General features: G+C 34.4%; 18 protein-coding genes and 4 tRNA genes. 1 reads left to right on the top strand and 21 read right to left on the bottom strand.

The window, feature by feature from the left end; all coding sequences use genetic code 11:
* Positions 1-162: 162 nt before the first annotated feature.
* From rpoB to L1276_RS19805, 17 genes are all read right to left on the bottom strand, one after another.
* Entirely contained in the window at positions 163-3,975 is a 3,813-nt protein-coding gene (gene rpoB / locus L1276_RS19885; protein WP_253790928.1) for a DNA-directed RNA polymerase subunit beta, read from the bottom strand.
* 265 nt (positions 3,976-4,240) lie between these two features.
* On the bottom strand, positions 4,241-4,612 hold the full coding sequence (rplL, locus tag L1276_RS19880; protein WP_007807437.1) for a 50S ribosomal protein L7/L12: 372 nt from the start codon (positions 4,610-4,612) through the stop codon (positions 4,241-4,243).
* 91 nt (positions 4,613-4,703) lie between these two features.
* On the bottom strand, positions 4,704-5,207 hold the full coding sequence (gene rplJ, locus L1276_RS19875; RefSeq protein ID WP_253790926.1) for a 50S ribosomal protein L10: 504 nt from the start codon (positions 5,205-5,207) through the stop codon (positions 4,704-4,706).
* 22 nt (positions 5,208-5,229) lie between these two features.
* Positions 5,230-5,919 carry a 50S ribosomal protein L1 gene (gene rplA / locus L1276_RS19870; protein WP_012024013.1) on the bottom strand — a complete coding sequence of 230 codons (690 nt, stop codon included), beginning with the start codon at positions 5,917-5,919 and terminating at the stop codon, positions 5,230-5,232.
* Positions 5,920-5,932: 13 nt separating this feature from the next.
* Positions 5,933-6,370: a 50S ribosomal protein L11 gene (gene rplK / locus L1276_RS19865; protein ID WP_026713295.1), complete on the bottom strand. Its 438-nt coding sequence runs from the start codon at positions 6,368-6,370 to the stop codon at positions 5,933-5,935.
* Positions 6,371-6,436: 66 nt separating this feature from the next.
* A complete protein-coding gene (nusG, locus tag L1276_RS19860) occupies positions 6,437-6,988 on the bottom strand; it encodes a transcription termination/antitermination protein NusG (protein WP_012024012.1) in 552 nt (183 codons plus the stop codon).
* 10 nt (positions 6,989-6,998) lie between these two features.
* Entirely contained in the window at positions 6,999-7,196 is a 198-nt protein-coding gene (secE, locus tag L1276_RS19855) for a preprotein translocase subunit SecE (RefSeq protein WP_008466927.1), read from the bottom strand.
* Between the two features lie 19 nt (positions 7,197-7,215).
* Positions 7,216-7,286, bottom strand: a tRNA-Trp gene (locus tag L1276_RS19850).
* Between the two features lie 61 nt (positions 7,287-7,347).
* Entirely contained in the window at positions 7,348-8,535 is a 1,188-nt protein-coding gene (tuf, locus tag L1276_RS19845; RefSeq protein WP_056205346.1) for an elongation factor Tu, read from the bottom strand.
* A gap of 55 nt (positions 8,536-8,590) precedes the next feature.
* Positions 8,591-8,662, bottom strand: a tRNA-Thr gene (locus tag L1276_RS19840).
* Between the two features lie 87 nt (positions 8,663-8,749).
* Positions 8,750-8,830 (bottom strand) — tRNA-Tyr (locus tag L1276_RS19835).
* A 121-nt stretch (positions 8,831-8,951) separates the two neighbouring features.
* Positions 8,952-9,025, bottom strand: a tRNA-Thr gene (locus tag L1276_RS19830).
* A 90-nt stretch (positions 9,026-9,115) separates the two neighbouring features.
* Positions 9,116-9,418, bottom strand: a complete 303-nt coding sequence (gene hpf, locus L1276_RS19825) for a ribosome hibernation-promoting factor, HPF/YfiA family (protein WP_253790923.1) — start codon at positions 9,416-9,418, stop codon at positions 9,116-9,118.
* A 33-nt stretch (positions 9,419-9,451) separates the two neighbouring features.
* Complete coding sequence (locus tag L1276_RS19820; protein WP_253790921.1) at positions 9,452-10,345, bottom strand: tyrosine-type recombinase/integrase; 894 nt, start codon at positions 10,343-10,345, stop codon at positions 9,452-9,454.
* A gap of 100 nt (positions 10,346-10,445) precedes the next feature.
* Complete coding sequence (rpsU, locus tag L1276_RS19815) at positions 10,446-10,640, bottom strand: 30S ribosomal protein S21 (protein WP_012024008.1); 195 nt, start codon at positions 10,638-10,640, stop codon at positions 10,446-10,448.
* Between the two features lie 125 nt (positions 10,641-10,765).
* On the bottom strand, positions 10,766-11,908 hold the full coding sequence (locus L1276_RS19810; RefSeq protein WP_253790919.1) for an acyl-CoA dehydrogenase family protein: 1,143 nt from the start codon (positions 11,906-11,908) through the stop codon (positions 10,766-10,768).
* A gap of 12 nt (positions 11,909-11,920) precedes the next feature.
* Positions 11,921-12,808, bottom strand: a complete 888-nt coding sequence (locus tag L1276_RS19805; RefSeq protein WP_253790917.1) for a helix-hairpin-helix domain-containing protein — start codon at positions 12,806-12,808, stop codon at positions 11,921-11,923.
* A 274-nt stretch (positions 12,809-13,082) separates the two neighbouring features.
* Here L1276_RS19805 and L1276_RS19800 point away from each other — a divergent pair, with 274 nt between their 5' ends.
* Positions 13,083-14,534: an amino acid permease gene (locus L1276_RS19800; protein ID WP_253790915.1), complete on the top strand. Its 1,452-nt coding sequence runs from the start codon at positions 13,083-13,085 to the stop codon at positions 14,532-14,534.
* Positions 14,535-14,602: 68 nt separating this feature from the next.
* On the opposite strand, the gene L1276_RS19795 is transcribed toward L1276_RS19800, so the two are convergent.
* The 4 genes from L1276_RS19795 to L1276_RS19780 form a co-directional block, all read right to left on the bottom strand.
* Positions 14,603-14,830, bottom strand: coding sequence for a PspC family transcriptional regulator (locus L1276_RS19795; RefSeq protein WP_007810860.1), 228 nt, complete (start codon positions 14,828-14,830; stop codon positions 14,603-14,605).
* Between the two features lie 57 nt (positions 14,831-14,887).
* Entirely contained in the window at positions 14,888-16,159 is a 1,272-nt protein-coding gene (locus tag L1276_RS19790; RefSeq protein ID WP_253790913.1) for a DUF2851 family protein, read from the bottom strand.
* Between the two features lie 78 nt (positions 16,160-16,237).
* The gene (locus L1276_RS19785) at positions 16,238-16,720 is read right to left on the bottom strand and encodes a 3'-5' exonuclease (protein WP_253790911.1); all 483 of its coding nucleotides are present in this window, start codon (positions 16,718-16,720) and stop codon (positions 16,238-16,240) included.
* 80 nt (positions 16,721-16,800) lie between these two features.
* Positions 16,801-18,162, bottom strand: a complete 1,362-nt coding sequence (locus L1276_RS19780; RefSeq protein ID WP_253790910.1) for a pyridoxal-phosphate dependent enzyme — start codon at positions 18,160-18,162, stop codon at positions 16,801-16,803.
* Between the last annotated feature and the right edge of the window lie 3 nt (positions 18,163-18,165).

The following is an 18,165-nucleotide window of genomic DNA, read 5'->3' as shown; positions in this document are numbered from 1 at the left end:
AATTAAATTTGAAGTGCTAATTATAAAATGGCTTACATTATTATAAAAAATCGGAACGGTTTACGGGTATAAATCTTTAAAAACTTCTAACATTTGTTTCAGTCAAAAGTCTCAGTTTTCAGTGCGGGACTGAATACTGAGACTATAACTAGAAACTTTTATTTATTCTTCCAAACGAAGATCTAAACCTAGACCTTTCAATTCGTGCATTAATACATTGAATGATTCTGGTAAACCTGGTTCTGGCATAGTTTCACCCTTAACGATAGCCTCGTAAGTTTTAGCTCTACCAATAACGTCATCAGACTTAACAGTTAAGATTTCACGTAGTGTACTAGAAGCTCCATAAGCCTCAAGTGCCCAAACCTCCATCTCTCCAAAACGCTGACCTCCAAATTGAGCCTTACCTCCAAGTGGTTGCTGCGTAATCAATGAGTATGGTCCGATAGAACGTGCGTGCATCTTATCATCAACCATGTGTCCTAATTTAAGCATGTAAATTACACCCACCGTTGCTTTTTGTGCAAAACGCTCTCCAGTTCCACCATCATAAAGATAAGTATGTCCGAAACGTGGTACGTTAGCTTCATCAGTCAAAGCATTGATTTCGTCAAGAGAAGCACCGTCAAAAATTGGAGTAGCAAATTTTCTACCCAAGTTCATACCAGCCCATCCAAGAACAGTTTCATAAATCTGACCAATGTTCATACGTGAAGGTACCCCAAGTGGATTCAATACGATATCTACCGGTGTTCCATCTTCTAAGAAAGGCATATCTTCATGACGAACGATTCTTGCAACAATACCTTTGTTACCGTGACGTCCTGCCATTTTATCCCCCACTTTCAATTTACGTTTTTTAGCGATATAAATTTTCGCTAATTTCAAGATTCCAGATGGTAATTCATCCCCAACTGTAATAGTGAATTTTTCTCTTCTTAAAGATCCTTGTAAGTCATTCAGCTTAATTTTATAGTTATGAATTAAATCATTAACCATTTTATTTGTAGCGTCATCAGCAACCCATTGACCTTTGCTTAAGTGAGCAAAATCTTCTACTGCGTAAAGCATTTTTTGAGTATATTTTTTACCTTTTGGTAAAACTTCTTCACCCAAATCATTCATTACACCTTGAGATGTTTTTCCGTTAACGATCAAGAATAATTTCTCAACTAATCTGTCTTTTAATTCAACAAATTTAGTTTCGAATTCCATTTCTAAAGCGCCTAAAGCATCTTTATCCTGAGTACGTTTACGTTTATCTTTTACGGCTCTTGCAAATAATTTTTTATCAAGAACTACACCATGTAAAGATGGAGAAGCTTTTAATGAAGCATCTTTTACATCACCTGCTTTATCCCCGAAGATTGCACGAAGCAATTTCTCCTCTGGAGTAGGATCTGATTCTCCTTTTGGTGTAATTTTTCCGATCAAAATGTCGCCAGGTTTAACCTCTGCTCCAATTCTGATCATACCGTTTTCATCTAAATCTTTAGTAGCTTCTTCAGAAACGTTAGGAATATCGTTTGTTAACTCTTCATTTCCTAACTTAGTATCTCTAACCTCTAATGAATAATCATCAACGTGGATAGATGTAAAAATATCATCACGAACTACTTTTTCAGAAATTACAATCGCATCCTCGAAGTTATACCCTTTCCATGGCATGAACGCAACTTTTAAGTTTCTACCTAAAGCTAATTCTCCATTTTGAGTAGCATATCCTTCTGACAATACTTGTCCAGGAATAACTCTGTCACCTTTTCTTACGATTGGTTTCAAGTTAATACTTGTACCTTGATTGGTTTTTCTAAATTTAATAAGGTTGTATGTTTTCTCATCAGCATCAAAACTAACCATTCTCTCGTCTTCTGTACGATCGTATTTAATAGTAATGATATTTGCATCAACATATTCAACAGTTCCATGCCCTTCAGCATTGATTAATACTCTTGAATCTGAAGCCACCTGACGCTCTAAACCTGTACCAACGATTGGTGCTTCTGGACGGATCAAAGGAACCGCCTGACGCATCATGTTAGATCCCATCAACGCACGGTTCGCATCATCATGCTCCAAGAAAGGAATCAATGACGCAGAAATCGAAGCGATCTGGTTAGGTGCAACGTCTGTATAATGAACTACTGATGGTTCAACAACCGGGAAGTCACCTTCCTCACGAGCAATAACATTGCTAGCTGTAATTTTACCAGTTTCATCCATTTCAATGTTTGCCTGAGCAATCATTTTACCTTCTTCTTCTTCAGCACTTAAGTAAATTGGAGTACTTTCTAAATCAACTACACCATTAGTTACTTTACGGTATGGAGTTTCGATGAATCCCATTCCGTTTACTTTTGCATAAACACCAAGAGATGAAATCAAACCAATGTTTGGTCCCTCTGGAGTTTCAATCGGACATAAACGACCATAGTGTGTATAGTGAACGTCACGAACCTCGAAACCAGCTCTCTCTCTCGAAAGTCCACCTGGTCCAAGTGCAGAAAGTCTTCTTTTGTGCGTAATCTCAGCTAATGGATTCGTTTGATCCATAAATTGAGATAACTGGTTAGTTCCAAAGAAAGAGTTGATAACTGATGATAATGTTTTAGCATTAATCAAATCAATTGGTGTAAACACCTCGTTATCTCTAACGTTCATTCTCTCACGAATAGTTCTAGCCATACGTGCTAAACCAACACCGAATTGTTGAGACAATTGTTCACCAACTGTTCTAACACGACGGTTTGATAAGTGATCAATATCATCAATCTCTGCTTTAGAGTTGATCAATTCGATCAAATATTTTACAATTGTAATGATATCTTCTTTGGTAAGCACTTGCTTATCCATAGGGATATCTAAATTCAATTTTTTGTTCATTCTGTAACGACCAACTTCACCTAAGTTATAACGTTGATCAGAGAAGAATAATTTATCTATAATACCACGAGCAGTTTCCTCATCAGGCGGTTCAGCGTTACGCAACTGACGGTAAATGTGCTCTACAGCTTCTTTTTCAGAGTTTGTTGGATCTTTTTGTAATGTATTGTGGATAATAGCATAATCTGCCTGGTTATTATCCTCTTTGTGTAACAAAATAGATTTAACGTTAGAATCGATGATTTCTTCCACATTATCTTTGTCGATAATTGTATCACGATCAAGGATGATTTCGTTACGTTCGATAGAAACTACCTCACCAGTATCTTCATCAACGAAATCCTCGTGCCATGTATTCAATACACGTGCAGCAAGTCTTCTTCCAATATATTTCTTAATACCAGTTTTTGAAACTTTAATTTCTTCTGCTAAGTCGAAAATTTCAAGGATATCCTTATCTCTTTCGAACCCAATTGCACGGAATAAAGTTGTAACAGGTAATTTTTTCTTTCTATCGATATAAGCGTACATAACGCTGTTGATATCTGTAGAAAATTCTATCCAAGAACCTTTAAAAGGAATTACTCTGGCAGAATAAAGTTTAGTTCCATTTGCGTGGAATGATTGTCCAAAGAAAACCCCTGGAGAACGGTGTAATTGAGATACTACAACACGTTCGGCACCATTTATTACAAAAGTACCACTAGGAGTCATGTAAGGAATTGTTCCAAGATAAACATCTTGTACAATAGTTTCAAAATCTTCGTGTTCTGGATCTGTACAGTATAGTTTCAACCTGGCTTTTAAAGGCACACTATAAGTAAGACCTCTCTCTATACATTCTTGAATTGTATAACGTGGCGGATCAACAAAATAATCTAGGAATTCCAATACGAAGTTATTTCTCGTATCTGTAATAGGGAAGTTTTCCATGAAGGTATTGTATAACCCTTCGTTGCCTCTTTCGTCAGATTTCGTTTCTAATTGGAAGAAATCCTTAAAAGATTTAACCTGAACATCCAAGAAATCCGGATAGTCAGGAATATTTTTTGTAGAGGCAAAATTCAATCTTTCAGTCTGATTTGTTATCATCAATGGACAAAATTTTGATTAAAAAAAAGTAATTTTTTTGTGTAAAAACACACTGCGTAGTTTATACTTTCTTTTTAAAATCAATACATCTTTAAAAATAAACTAAGAATTCAGTTCAATTTTTTTTCTTCGTATTGATCAAAAACTTTTTCGTATTTTAAACTAATTTGATAATAAAATTTAATATATTTTATTATACGAAAAATGGTTTAGACCCTTGGATGATCCCATCCAAGGTCTAAACCTAGTTCTAAACTGTGTTTTGTTATTTTAACTCAACAACAGCTCCAGCTTCTTCTAATGATTTTTTAAGACCTTCAGCCTCTTCTTTAGAAACACCTTCTTTAACGTTACTTGGAGCACCGTCAACTACATCTTTAGCTTCTTTAAGACCTAAACCTGTAAGTTCTTTTACTAATTTTACAACTGCTAATTTAGAAGCACCAGCTTCTTTTAATACAACTGTAAATTCAGTTTGTGCTTCTTCAGCAGCACCTTCTCCACCACCAGCAGCAACTACTACAGCTGCAGCAGCAGGCTCGATACCATACTCGTCTTTTAATATTGTTGCTAATTCGTTAACTTCTTTAACTGTTAAGTTAACTAATTGTTCTGCGAATTGTTTCAAATCTGCCATTTTTCTATCGTTTAAAATGATTTGTAAAAATATAATTTAATTATTGTGCGCTAATTAAGCAACAAGGCAGCAAGCTCCCTTGTTTTGATTATTATGCTTCAGTTTCTTCTTCGCTTCCTGCGAATTTGTTTTGTAAAGCAGAAATAATTCTTTGAGCTGGAGATTGTAATAATCCAATAAGTTCTCCAAGTAACTCTTCTTTAGATTTAATAGTCGCTAATGCTTCTAATTGGTTGTCTCCAATATATACTTCAGAATTGATGTATGCTCCTTTTAAAACTGGTTTATCAGATTTCTTACGGAAATCTTTGATAATTTTTCCAGGTGCATTAGCCACATCAGAAATAAATATAGCACTGTTACCAGTTAAAACTGTAGGTAAATCACCATAATCATTAGCAGAAGCTTCCATTGCTTTTGCAAGCAAAGTGTTCTTAACAACCTCTAATTTAATACCTGCTTTAAAGCAAGCTCTACGCAAGTTTGAAGTTGTCTCTGCGTTTAAACCAGAAATATCAGATACATAAATGATATTTGTACCAGCTAACTGCGCAGTTAAATTTTCAATCGCGATTGATTTTTCTTCTCTAGTCATACTAAAAATTTTTAACTACCAATTATACTGCTTTTGGGTCTAATGCAATCGCAGGACTCATAGTGCTTGTAAGGTGAATACCTTTAATGTATGTACCTTTAGCAGCAGTTGGTTTAAGTTTTATTAATGTTTGAATAATTTCGTGTGCGTTATCAACAATTTGCTCAGCTCCAAAAGAAACTTTACCAATTCCTGCATGAACGATACCAGTTTTATCAACTTTAAAGTCAATTTTACCAGCTTTAACCTCTTGAACAGCTTTTGCAACATCCATAGTTACAGTACCTGTTTTAGGGTTTGGCATTAAACCTCTAGGTCCTAAAATACGACCTAATGGACCTAATTTACCCATTACAGCTGGCATAGTGATGATAACATCAACATCTGTCCAACCATCTTTAATTTTCTGTAAGTAATCGTCAAGACCAACGTGATCTGCTCCAGCTTCTCTTGCTTCAGCCTCTTTATCTGGAGTAACCAATGCTAATACTTTAACATCTTTTCCTGTTCCGTGTGGTAATGTTACCACACCTCTTACCATTTGATTCGCTTTTCTTGGATCTACACCCAAACGAACTGCGATATCAACAGACTCATCAAATTTTGCAGAAGCAACAACTTTCAATAATGCCGCAGCATCTTTAAGAGAGTATAATTTGTTCTTTTCAATTTTTGAAGCAGCCTCTTTTTGCTTTTTTGTTAATTTTGCCATGTCTTTTTCTTAATTAAAAAGGAGCATCTCCTGATACGGTTATACCCATAGATCTAGCTGTTCCTGCAACCATACTCATTGCTTTTTCTACTGTAAAAGCATTTAAGTCAGGCATTTTGTCTTCAGCAATAGCTCTAATTTGTTCCCAAGTAACACTAGCTACTTTTTTACGATTAGGCTCACCAGAACCAGATTTTAGCTTTGCAGCTTCCATTAACTGAACTGCCGCTGGAGGAGTCTTAACAACAAAATCAAATGATTTGTCTTTGTACACAGTGATTTGCACTGGACAAATTTTGCCAGGTTTATCCTGAGTTCTAGCATTAAATTGCTTACAAAACTCCATGATATTAACCCCAGCAGCTCCTAAAGCAGGTCCAACCGGTGGCGACGGGTTCGCAGCACCTCCCTTAACTTGTAGTTTAACTACCTTACTAATTTCTTTAGCCATTTTTAAAAAATTTAACACCACAATCAATTGGAAGCGATTGCGATGGATATTATATGTAACAAAAAATTATACTTTTTCAACTTGCATAAAACTCAATTCTAATGGAGTTTTTCTTCCGAAAATCTTAACCATTACCTCAAGTTTACGCTTTTCTTCATTGATTTTTTCAACCGTACCATTAAAACCATTAAAAGGACCATCGATCACTTTTACTGTCTCTCCTAAGCTGAATGGAATCGATCTTGTATCTGTATTTACAGCAAGTTCATCCACTTTACCTAACATACGATTTACCTCAGAAAGTCTCAAAGGAACAGGTTCTCCTCCTTTAATTTCCCCCAAAAAACCAATTACACTAGTAATAGACTTAATAATATGAGGTATCTCACCAACTAAGTTAGCTTCAATCATAACGTATCCAGGAAAATATACTTTATCCTTAGACATCTTTTTTCCCTCTTTTACAGTAACTACTTTTTCAGTAGGCACTAAAACCTGGGAAACATAATCCTCCATCCCTAGTCTGGCAATCTCAGTTTCGATGTAAGCTTTAACCTTGTTCTCCTGGCCGCTTACAGCTCTAACCACATACCATTTTTTCACATTATTATCTGCCATCACAAAAAAATTATCCTTTTAACCAGTTAAAAAATCCAGCCAAAGCTTTTGCAAAAAATTCGTCTACTCCCCAAGTTGCCAAAGCGAAAAGAATCGAAAATACAGCCACAACAATTGTCAATTTTTGAACTTCAGCCCAAGCAGGCCAAGTAACATTTGACTTTAATTCCTCGAAAGCCTCTGATAAATAATTAGTAACTTTTGTCATTTGATCTATTTTTTTATTGCACGGGCGGAGGGATTCGAACCCCCATCAACGGTTTTGGAGACCGCTATTCTACCCTTGAACTACGCCCGTAATTAAAAGCCAGTGATTTCAGTTAAGAAAATCAACTGGCTTTTTATAGTTTTTTATAGGATTATCCTACGATTTCAGTCACCTGACCTGCACCTACAGTTCTACCACCTTCACGGATAGCAAAACGTAAACCTACGCTCATTGCGATTGGGCTTAATAAAGCAACATTGATAGTCAAGTTATCTCCTGGCATTACCATCTCTACTCCTTCTGGTAAAGTAATAACTCCAGTTACGTCAGTTGTACGTACGTAGAACTGTGGACGGTAGTTATTGTGGAATGGAGTATGACGTCCACCTTCTTCTTTTTTCAAGATATAAACCTCAGCTTTAAAAGTAGCGTGTGGTTTTACTGATCCTGGCTTAATGATAACCATTCCTCTTTTGATAGATTCTTTATCAATACCTCTTAACAATAAACCTACGTTATCTCCAGCTTCACCTCTATCAAGGATTTTACGGAACATCTCAACTCCTGTAATAGTAGAAGTTAATTTATCAGCTCCCATACCAATGATTTCAACAGCATCACCTGTATTAGCAATACCAGTTTCGATACGACCTGTAGCAACAGTTCCACGACCAGTAATTGTAAATACGTCTTCAACCGGCATCAAGAATGGTTTAGCTACGTCACGCACTGGCTCTTCGATCCAAGCATCAACAGCTTCCATTAATTCAATGATTTTTGGTACCCAAGCAGGATCATTATTCAATCCTCCTAAAGCAGAACCTTGAACTACAGGACCATTATCTCCATCATATTCGTAGAAAGATAATAAATCTCTAATTTCCATTTCAACAAGCTCTAACAACTCAGCATCATCAACCATATCCACTTTGTTCATGAAAACAACGATTCTTGGAATACCAACCTGACGTCCTAAAAGGATGTGCTCACGAGTTTGTGGCATTGGACCATCTGTAGCAGCAACTACTAAGATAGCACCGTCCATTTGAGCAGCACCAGTAACCATGTTCTTTACGTAATCCGCGTGACCAGGACAGTCAACGTGAGCGTAGTGACGGTTAGCAGTTTCATACTCTACGTGTGATGTATTAATAGTAATACCTCTTTCTTTCTCCTCTGGAGCGTTATCGATTTGATCAAACGATTTTGCTTGACAGTAACCAGCATCTGACAATACTTTTGTAATTGCAGCAGTTAATGTAGTTTTTCCGTGATCTACGTGTCCAATTGTACCTATGTTTAAGTGCGGTTTGGAACGATTAAAATTCTCCTTTGCCATTTTACTTAATTTTTAATCTTAGTTATATATTAATTTTCAATTTCCTACTTACTTGAGCCAATGTCGGGATTTGAACCCGAGACCTCTTCCTTACCAAGGAAGCACTCTACCCCTGAGCTACACCGGCAGAGAGTTCTGATTTTAGATTTTTGAATTTCGCTTTTAGATTTTTAAAACCAAAAGCTACAATCCAAAATCTTAACTTCTTTTTTTGTGGGGAGAGCAGGATTCGAACCTGCGAAGTTCACACAGCAGATTTACAGTCTGCCCTCGTTGGCCGCTTGAGTATCTCCCCGAATAACTTATAATTTTAATATCAGATTCCAGATTAACCCACAATCATCAATAAAATCACAAATTCTTATTTTTCAACACTTTAAAAGAACTTATTTCAAATCGCATTTGAAATATTTTTGAGCCGATAGAGGGACTCGAACCCACGACCTGCTGATTACAAATCAGCTGCTCTAGCCAGCTGAGCTACATCGGCGAATACATTAAAAAAGTCCGCTATTTCTAACGGACTGCAAATGTAGCTATTTTATCTTTTAATCAAAACATTTTTTAAAAAAAATTTCAATTATATATGCGCTCTTATTTTTTCTTTCCTCTTAACCAGCAAACGTTCTAATGATTCCGCCGAAAGCTCAACAGCCTCCTCAAAGGTTTTACATTGTTTTTTTACCAAAAACTCATCTCCCGGAACATTAATCCTAATCTCTACCGCCTTATTCTCTTTCTCACTTGTTCTTTCAACCTTTAAAAAAACATCAGCCGAAACTACTCGGTCGTAATACTTTTCAAGCTTATCCATTCTCTCTTGAATAAAATCCACTAATTTTCTGTCGACAGTAAAGTTAACTGCATGAACATCTACCTTCATAATAATAATTTTAGGGTTAAACTTTTGGAGTTATCATTTATTTCTAGGATGTGCGTCTGAATACACTTTTTTTAACTCTGCCAAACTATTATGAGTATAAACCTGCGTAGATGCCAAACTCGAATGCCCTAATAACTCCTTAACTGAATTTAAATCCGCCCCATTATTAAGTAAGTGAGTCGCAAATGTATGCCTAAGCACATGAGGACTTTTTTTTACCTTTTCAGAGACTCTACTAAAGTAGCAATTTATTAAACGATACACAAAAGATTCGCTTAATTTTAACCCTTTTTTCGAAATAAAAAAATAATCAGAATCTACAATCTGCTCAAGCCGTTCCCTCTCTTTTAAATACAAATAAATCTGATCCGTAACAATTGACAACAACGGCACGATACGCTCTTTATTTCTTTTACCTAAAACTTTTACAACACTTGAAGACAAATCAACATTTCTAAACATCAGACCTATCAGCTCTGCACGCCTCATTCCCGTTGTATAAAACAAATCAACAATAAGCTTATCTCTTATCTCTTCAAACCCTACCGGAGAAACAACCCCCTGCATCAAATCATTTACTTCTTTTTCAGAAAACGGAATCTGAACAATTTTTGGAGTTTTAAGCGCTTTATGTTTAAGCATTGGACTTACTTCTATTTGCTTTACTTTTAAAAGAAACTTATAAAAAGCCTTCAAAGAAGCCATTTTGCGATTTACAGAAACATTAGAAACCCCTTGATCCACCAAAGAAACAATCCAACTCCTAATCTGACTATAATTCACTTTCTCAATAGAATCCTGCTCAAAACGTTCTTTATTAAAGCTTTCAAAAAAACCTAAATCATTTAAATAAGCATTTACAGTATGAGGAGAATATTTTTTCTCAAACTGCAAATAATCCTGAAATGCCTGTTTATTCGATTTCATATCTTTAACAAATTAAAAAAGGTTTAAAAACAAAAAACCGTTAGAATCAAAATTAATACATTTTGATCACTAACGGTAATTATTTTTTAAAAGCAAAATACTAACTTTCTAAACTATCTTTTAAAGTTTGAATGTAAGCAGCTTTTTGAATTTGAGCTCTTTTTACAACAGAAGGCTTAATAAAAGCAGTACGTGCTCTTAATTGACGAACAGTTCCTGTTTTATCAAATTTTCTTTTATAGCGCTTTAATGCTCTATCGATATTTTCTCCGTCTTTAATTGGTATAATTAACATAATATAGACACCTCCTCTCGTTAAGGCTGCAAATGTAGAAATTAATTATGAATTATGAGTTATAAATTGTGATTTTTTTTTGTGAGAGAATAGAGAATAGAAAATAGACAGAGCTTCTTTATTCTTTATTCTTTCAGAAGATTTCTAGAGATAACTAATTTTTGAATTTCAGTTGTTCCCTCTCCAATGGTACATAATTTAGAATCTCTGTAAAATTTTTCTACCGGAAAATCTTTAGTATAACCATAGCCTCCATGTATTTGAACAGCTTCATTTGCAATTTTCACACAAGCTTCTGATGCATACATTTTTGCCATAGCGCCTAATGTAGTTACTGGTTTATGCTGCTGTTTTAAATAAGCTGCCTTATGCAAAAGCAACTCTGATGCCTCGATTTCAGTCGCCATATCTGCCAATTTAAATGAAATGCCCTGAAAATTACTAATTGGCTGCCCAAACTGATGTCTTTCTTTTGAATATTTCAATGCTGCTTCGTAAGCTCCCTTTGAAATCCCCAAAGATAGAGCACCAATTGAAATTCGGCCTCCATCCAAAATTTTCATGGCCTGAACAAATCCCTGACCTACTTCACCTAATCTATTTGCATCAGGCACACGGCAGTTATCAAAAACCAATTCGGCAGTTTCACTTGCACGCATACCTAATTTATTCTCTTTTTTACCCGATGAAAAACCTGCCATTCCTTTTTCCAACACAAAAGCAGTCATTCCTTTTGAATCGCCTTTTTCTCCCGTTCTAACAATCACAACCGCAACATCACCTGATACAGCATGAGTAATAAAGTTTTTAGCCCCATTAATTACCCAGAAATCACCGTCTTTTACAGCTGTTGTATTCATTCCTCCTGCATCTGAACCTGTATTATGCTCGGTTAGTCCCCATGCTCCAATATGTTCTGCCGTTGCCAGCTTTGGTAAAAATTTTTTCTTTTGCTCATCATTTCCAAAGGTCAAAATATGATTAGTACAAAGCGAATTATGTGCAGCAACAGATAATCCAATTGAAGGATCAACTTTAGAGATTTCTTCAACTACCGTAATATATTCATGATACCCTAATCCTGAACCTCCGTATTCCTCTGGAACTAAAACTCCCATAAATCCCATTTCACCCAATTTCTTAAATAAGTCGACAGGAAAAATCTGCGCCTCATCCCACTCCATTATATAAGGTTTAATGTTTTTTTCTGCAAAGTCCTTTATAGATTGCGCAATCATTAACTGCATTTCGTTATATTCAAAATTCATTTTAGTAATTTTTTAGAACTCCAAATATAAACTAATTATTTTTGCTTTTTCAACAGGAAAACCTTTAATTTTTGACAAATCCTCAATATTATTAAAATTTCCATTCATACTTCTATAGGTTACAATTTGTTTTGCAAGAGAATATTTAAAATAAGGAAATTGAGATAACTCCTTTAAGGATGCATCATTTATAGGTATCTTTTTAAAATTTGCAGGCACAATAACTTTAAAATATTTGTTTAATTCAATTATTACTTCAGGCGATAATCCCCAAACATCTCCAAGCTGTTCCATAGAGACAAAACCTCCTAAAATTTCTTTTTGTTTGAGTATTCTGGAGGACAATGCTTCTCCTATTCCGTAAACCTTAATTAAATCTTCCTGACCAGCCTGATTAATATCTATTAATACAACCTTTTCTTTTTTCACAAAAGTTTTTTGAGCATATTCTTTTTTCTCTGCTTTGAAATCATTTTTCTTTTGTGTCCAGTCCGGAAATTTAAACAAAGGCAAAAGCACTTTTAACAGCGAATCTGAAATTTGAGTCACTTCCTGAAACTCCGCAGCCGAGTTTACATATTTATTTTCTTTTCTAAAAGCTAACAATCTGTCAATTTCCTGAACAGACATTCCAAGTTTATATCCTTTATAGTCGGAAATAAAATTGGGATTAAAAGTGTAAACTTTTTGTTCACCATTTAACTTCAATAGTTTAGCCGCATCAACTTCTTTTTGTAAAGACAACCAATCTTTTTCGGCAGACATATTTTCTTCTGGCTGAGTAAAATCGTAAAAGAAATAAATTGACTGCAATAAAATAACAACAGTAAAAAATAAAAAAAGACCTTTTCTCTGTTGATTTGTATACCTAAAATAGGCATTGAGTGCTTTAAAATTCATTTTAACTATAATATAGACCGTATATAAAAAGTATAAAATAACAAAAAACAAATTAATTTATTAAGAAAAATAGTAAGAAATCGATTTTTAGCAGAATTATATGCCCTACAGGTGCTTCTCAATTAAATTGATGAATTTCAGCTCACAAACAATCTTGTTTTCACGTTTCCGCAAAAAATTAAATAATTTATAACTTAAAATATGATAAATGTTTTTATTTTTTACAAAAAACAATACATTTGGAGCTTAATAACAAATAAACCAATATTATAGTATGTCAATTTGGAAAACTAAACCTCTTTCGGTATTGCTTGGTGAAGCATCCGAATCTGAAAAAGGACTAAAAAGAACCTTATCTTCACGTTCGCTTGTTGCACTTGGAGTTGGAGCAATTATTGGAGCGGGATTATTTTCGCTAACAGGAATTGCAGCAGCAGATCATGCTGGTCCAGCCGTTACAATTTCTTTTGTTTTAGCAGCAGTAGGATGCGCATTTGCAGGACTCTGTTATGCTGAATTTGCTTCAATGATACCTGTTGCCGGTAGCGCTTATACTTATTCGTATGCGACTATGGGAGAATTTATGGCCTGGATCATTGGTTGGGATTTAGTTTTAGAATATGCTTTGGGCGCCGCCACCGTGGGAGTCAGCTGGTCTAGATACCTGCTCGAGTTACTTGCTAAATTTAACATTCATCTGCCGCCGGATTTAATATGTTCTCCTTGGGAAACCTTAACATTGAGCAACGGTACTGTAATTGAAGGCGGAATTATAAATTTACCTGCTATTTTCATCGTTTCTCTTCTTTCTTTATTGTTAATTAAAGGAACAAAAGAATCTGCAACTATCAACAATATATTAGTAGTTGTAAAAGTAGCTGTAGTTATTATCTTTATTGTACTAGGATGGAAATTTATTGACCCAACAAACTATATTCCTTATATTCCTGAAAATACAGGTGTTTTTGGAAAATTTGGATGGTCTGGAATTGCTGCCGGAGCCGGTACTGTATTCTTTGCTTTTATTGGTTTTGATGCTGTTTCTACAGCCGCACAAGAAGCTAAAAATCCTCAAAAGGGAATGCCAATTGGTATTTTGGGTTCATTAGTAATTTGTACTTTATTATATGTATTGTTCTCTCATGTTATGACAGGACTTGTACCTTACTATAAATTTGCCGGAGATGCAAAACCTGCTGCTACTGCGTTTGCTGTAACTGGATATGACTTTTTACAAACTGGTTTAATTATTGCCATTTTAGCTGGTTATACTTCTGTAATGCTAGTAATGCTTATGGGACAAAGCCGTGTATTCTATACAATGAGTAAAGATGGTTTATTACCTCCTTTCTTTAGTGAAATTCACGCTAAATTCCGTACTCCCTGGAAAACTAATCTTTTCTTTTTAGTATTCGTAAGTTTATTTGCTGGACTTGTACCAGTAAGTGATTTAGGACACATGGTAAGTATTGGAACTTTATTAGCATTCGTATTGGTTTGCGTTGGTGTTATGGTAATGCGTAAAAAAATGCCAGATGCGCCAAGATCTTTCAGGACTCCTTGGGTTCCGTTTGTTCCAATTGCAGGAATTGTTATTTGTTTAGCTTTAATGTATTCTTTACCAAATGAGAGCTGGGCACGACTTGTAATTTGGATGGCTTTAGGTATTCTTATTTACTTTGTTTACGGTAAGAAAAACAGTAAATTAAATAATCCGGAAAAATAATTCTGATATAACTTAAAAAAGGGATCATAAATTAATTATGATCCCTTTTTTTATGCTCAGTAATTGGTTTATAAATCAAATACAGAAGTCCTTTTAGCGCGGATTAGATCTTTTAGACGAATCCAGAAAGCCAACGTAAGATACACTCCAAAACCTAAACCTGCCGTAACAAATGATATGTAGATAAAAAAAAGCCTAACGCTCGTTACACGCATTCCCAGCTTATCTGCCAGTCTTGATGATACATGAAAACCGTATTTTTCAAAAAAGAATTTTAGTTTTAAAATAGCTGACATTTTTTTAATTTTAGATTACAAAAATACTAATTTCTGATTATCTAATTTGTCAATTATCTAATCATTTTTTAAAAGCTCCATTCCTACAGCACATTTCAAGCAAGCTTTATGATTACAGTATTCATTTTTTAGTTCTAATAAAGTCTGTGTTTCAAATGCACTTTTTGATTTAATACCGAAAGAATTGAACTTATCTATAATTGCATTCTTCTCTGGCGCTACTTGATTCATAAATTCGATTAAATCTTCAGAAATTGATTCTCCCATTATATTTGAATAAGCAAACTGAATTGGAATTATGGTATTTATAATCACTAAATCAAGAAATGATTTGGATAATATTTTGGCTTTCTTTGGACTTACCTTATCAAATTGGTAATGATTTTTCCAATATGAACTTACTGAAACATTCAATAATTCATAAACGCTTGAGACCGATTTTAATGCAATTATTTTAGAAAAGAAGTTTTGATGCTTACAATATAAATTCGCAAGCTGCGAAAGCCGAATCGTTGGAAAATTATCTGGCCTATGTTTAAAAAACTGAACGGGATCAATAAACGTTTTTTCTAATTGATATTTATGAAGAAGATAAAAATACCTGAATTTTAAATCCTGAAAATAAACATCTTCTTTCTCATCATTCAATAAACCTAAAGTTCCAAAGAGTAATGATTCCAGATTTTCAACTTCAAAGCTTTCTTTTCTTATAGTCGAAAAAGGAATTGATTTTGACATTTGTAAAAAAGAAGAACCATTTGCATTCAAACCGAAGTTCTTAGCAAGCAGACAAAATAAAACCGCTTCCCAATCTTGATTTGTTTCTTCCAGAAGATTGTAAACAAATGTGGATTTGCGCTCTAAACGTTCAAAAAACAATCTTTCCTGCCAGTTCTTAAAAACAAAATCATTAATCTCACTTATTTGTTTCTCGCAGGAAATCCATGTCTTTGGAGAAACCAGTGCATTGTAACTTTCTATTATTTCCTGAGAGACATAATCCTTAAGTATCAAAACTGGAATCTCGGTATTATTTTCTCTAAAAATTGCAGTATCATTATCCCAGACTACATGTAGAATCACGTTTTCATAAGCAGGATCTTTTTCATGATTGTGCAAATACCAATCGGAAGATTTTAAATGAATCTCAACATTTCCGGCCCATTTTTGATCTCCAATTTTTATTTGCGCATTGAAGAAATCCGGTCCCGAAAGTTCTAAATAATCACCTGTTTTAATGATTGTTATGGATTCATTTTGTACAGTTTTTAAATTCAAAGTATCAAACTTCTTGAATTTCCAGAGATAATGAAGGAAGTCTTCTTTCATTTTTTAGATTTTATAGTATTACAAAAATCTAAAAATAATAAAAATTTAATATTATTCTTACAAATAAAATAATTATTTTTAACGAAGCATATATAGTTTGGCACAAGCTCTGGCATCAGAAAGTGCTTCGTGATGATTTAATTGTATTTTCATTTCATGACAGCAGTCACTTAATTTAGTTGGCTTCAAACCTTTTGCTTTATAAATTTTCATCGTGCATTCCCATTTTACAGCAATATTCAAATCTTCATAGTTTAAACCGTACAGCAACATAGATTTAACTAAAACGTTACGATCAAAACTTTCATTATGAGCTACTACAACTCTGTTCTTTAATCTTTTTTCAATCTCAGGATAAACTTGCAAAAATGATTTTGAGTTTATAGTATCTTTTGGATAAATACCATGAACACGAATAGTAAATGGATTGTATTCGTTTTTTGGCGGCTTTATTAAAGTAACAAACTCATCAATGATAATTCCGTTTTCAACGGTAACAATACCAACAGAACAGGGATGATATCCTGTTGCAGTTTCAAAATCTATAGCTGTAAAATTCATTTAGTCTTTTAAGAGATAAAAAATCCATAAACCCAATTGCAGTACAATTAGATTTATGGATAAAATATGTATTTAAGTTCTTATTTAATCGAACCAATAATATCGTATTTAGTAATGATATGATGATTTCCGTTTCCTAAATCAACCAGAACGGCATCATTTTCTTTGCTAAAAAGTTTTGATACTTCCTCGATTGGAGTTCCTAATTTTACAATCGGGAAAGGTTTCCCCATTACTTCTTTAATTGGTTTTTCGGCCACGTTTTTATCTGCAACATAACTTCTAAATAAATCCGTTTCATCAACAGAACCTACAAAACCGTTGATATCCACAACTGGAATCTGTGATATCTTGTATTTACGCATACGCTCGATTGCATGCGAAACCAATTCTTCTGTACGAACAACAATTAATTCTTTATCAATATGATCTTTGATAACATCTTCTGCTTTAGTAACATTTTCTTCTAAGAAACCACGCTCACGCATCCAGTCGTCATTAAACATTTTACCTACATAACGGCTTCCGGAGTCGTGAAATAAAACAACCACAACATCATCTGGTTTAAAATGCTCTTTTAACTGAAGTAATCCTTTTATACAAGCTCCGGCAGAGTTTCCAACAAAAATAGCTTCTTCAAGAGCAATTTTTCTTGTGTAAACTGCAGCATCTTTATCGGTTACTTTTGTAAAACCGTCAATTAAAGAAAAGTCAACATTTTTTGGAAGAATATCTTCTCCAATTCCCTCTGTTATATACGAATAGATTTCGTTTTCATCAAAAATACCTGTTTCATGATATTTTTTAAAAACAGAACCGTATGTATCAATTCCCCAAATTTTAATATTTGGATTTTTCTCTTTTAAGTATTTTCCAACTCCCGAAATTGTTCCGCCAGTTCCAACACCCACCACAAAATGAGTAATTTTTCCTTCTGTCTGTTTCCAGATTTCTGGTCCCGTCTGCTCATAATGTGCCAATGAATTTGACATATTATCGTATTGATTTACATACCATGAATTTGGTGTTTCTTCGGCTAAACGCTTTGAAACTGAATAATACGAACGAGGATCTGTAGGTTCAACATCTGTAGGGCAAACGACAACTTTTGCTCCAACAGCACGAAGAATGTCCATTTTTTCTTTAGATTGTTTATCTGAAATTACACAGATCAATTTGTAACCTTTTATAATAGCAACTAGTGCCAGTCCCATTCCAGTATTTCCAGAAGTACCTTCAATTATAGTTCCTCCAGGTTTAAGTCGGCCATCAGCTTCAGCATCTTCAATCATTTTTACGGCCATTCTGTCTTTTACAGAATTTCCCGGATTAAATGTTTCGACTTTTGCCAATACTAACGCATCAATTTCAGCAACAATTTTGTTGAGTTTTACCAATGGTGTATTACCAATTGTTTCTAAAATGTTATTTGAAAAGTCCATTTT

It is taken from the genome of Flavobacterium sp. HSC-32F16 (genome assembly GCF_024171645.1).
Taxonomy (GTDB): domain Bacteria; phylum Bacteroidota; class Bacteroidia; order Flavobacteriales; family Flavobacteriaceae; genus Flavobacterium.
This window is presented reverse-complemented; position numbering and strand designations above follow the sequence as displayed.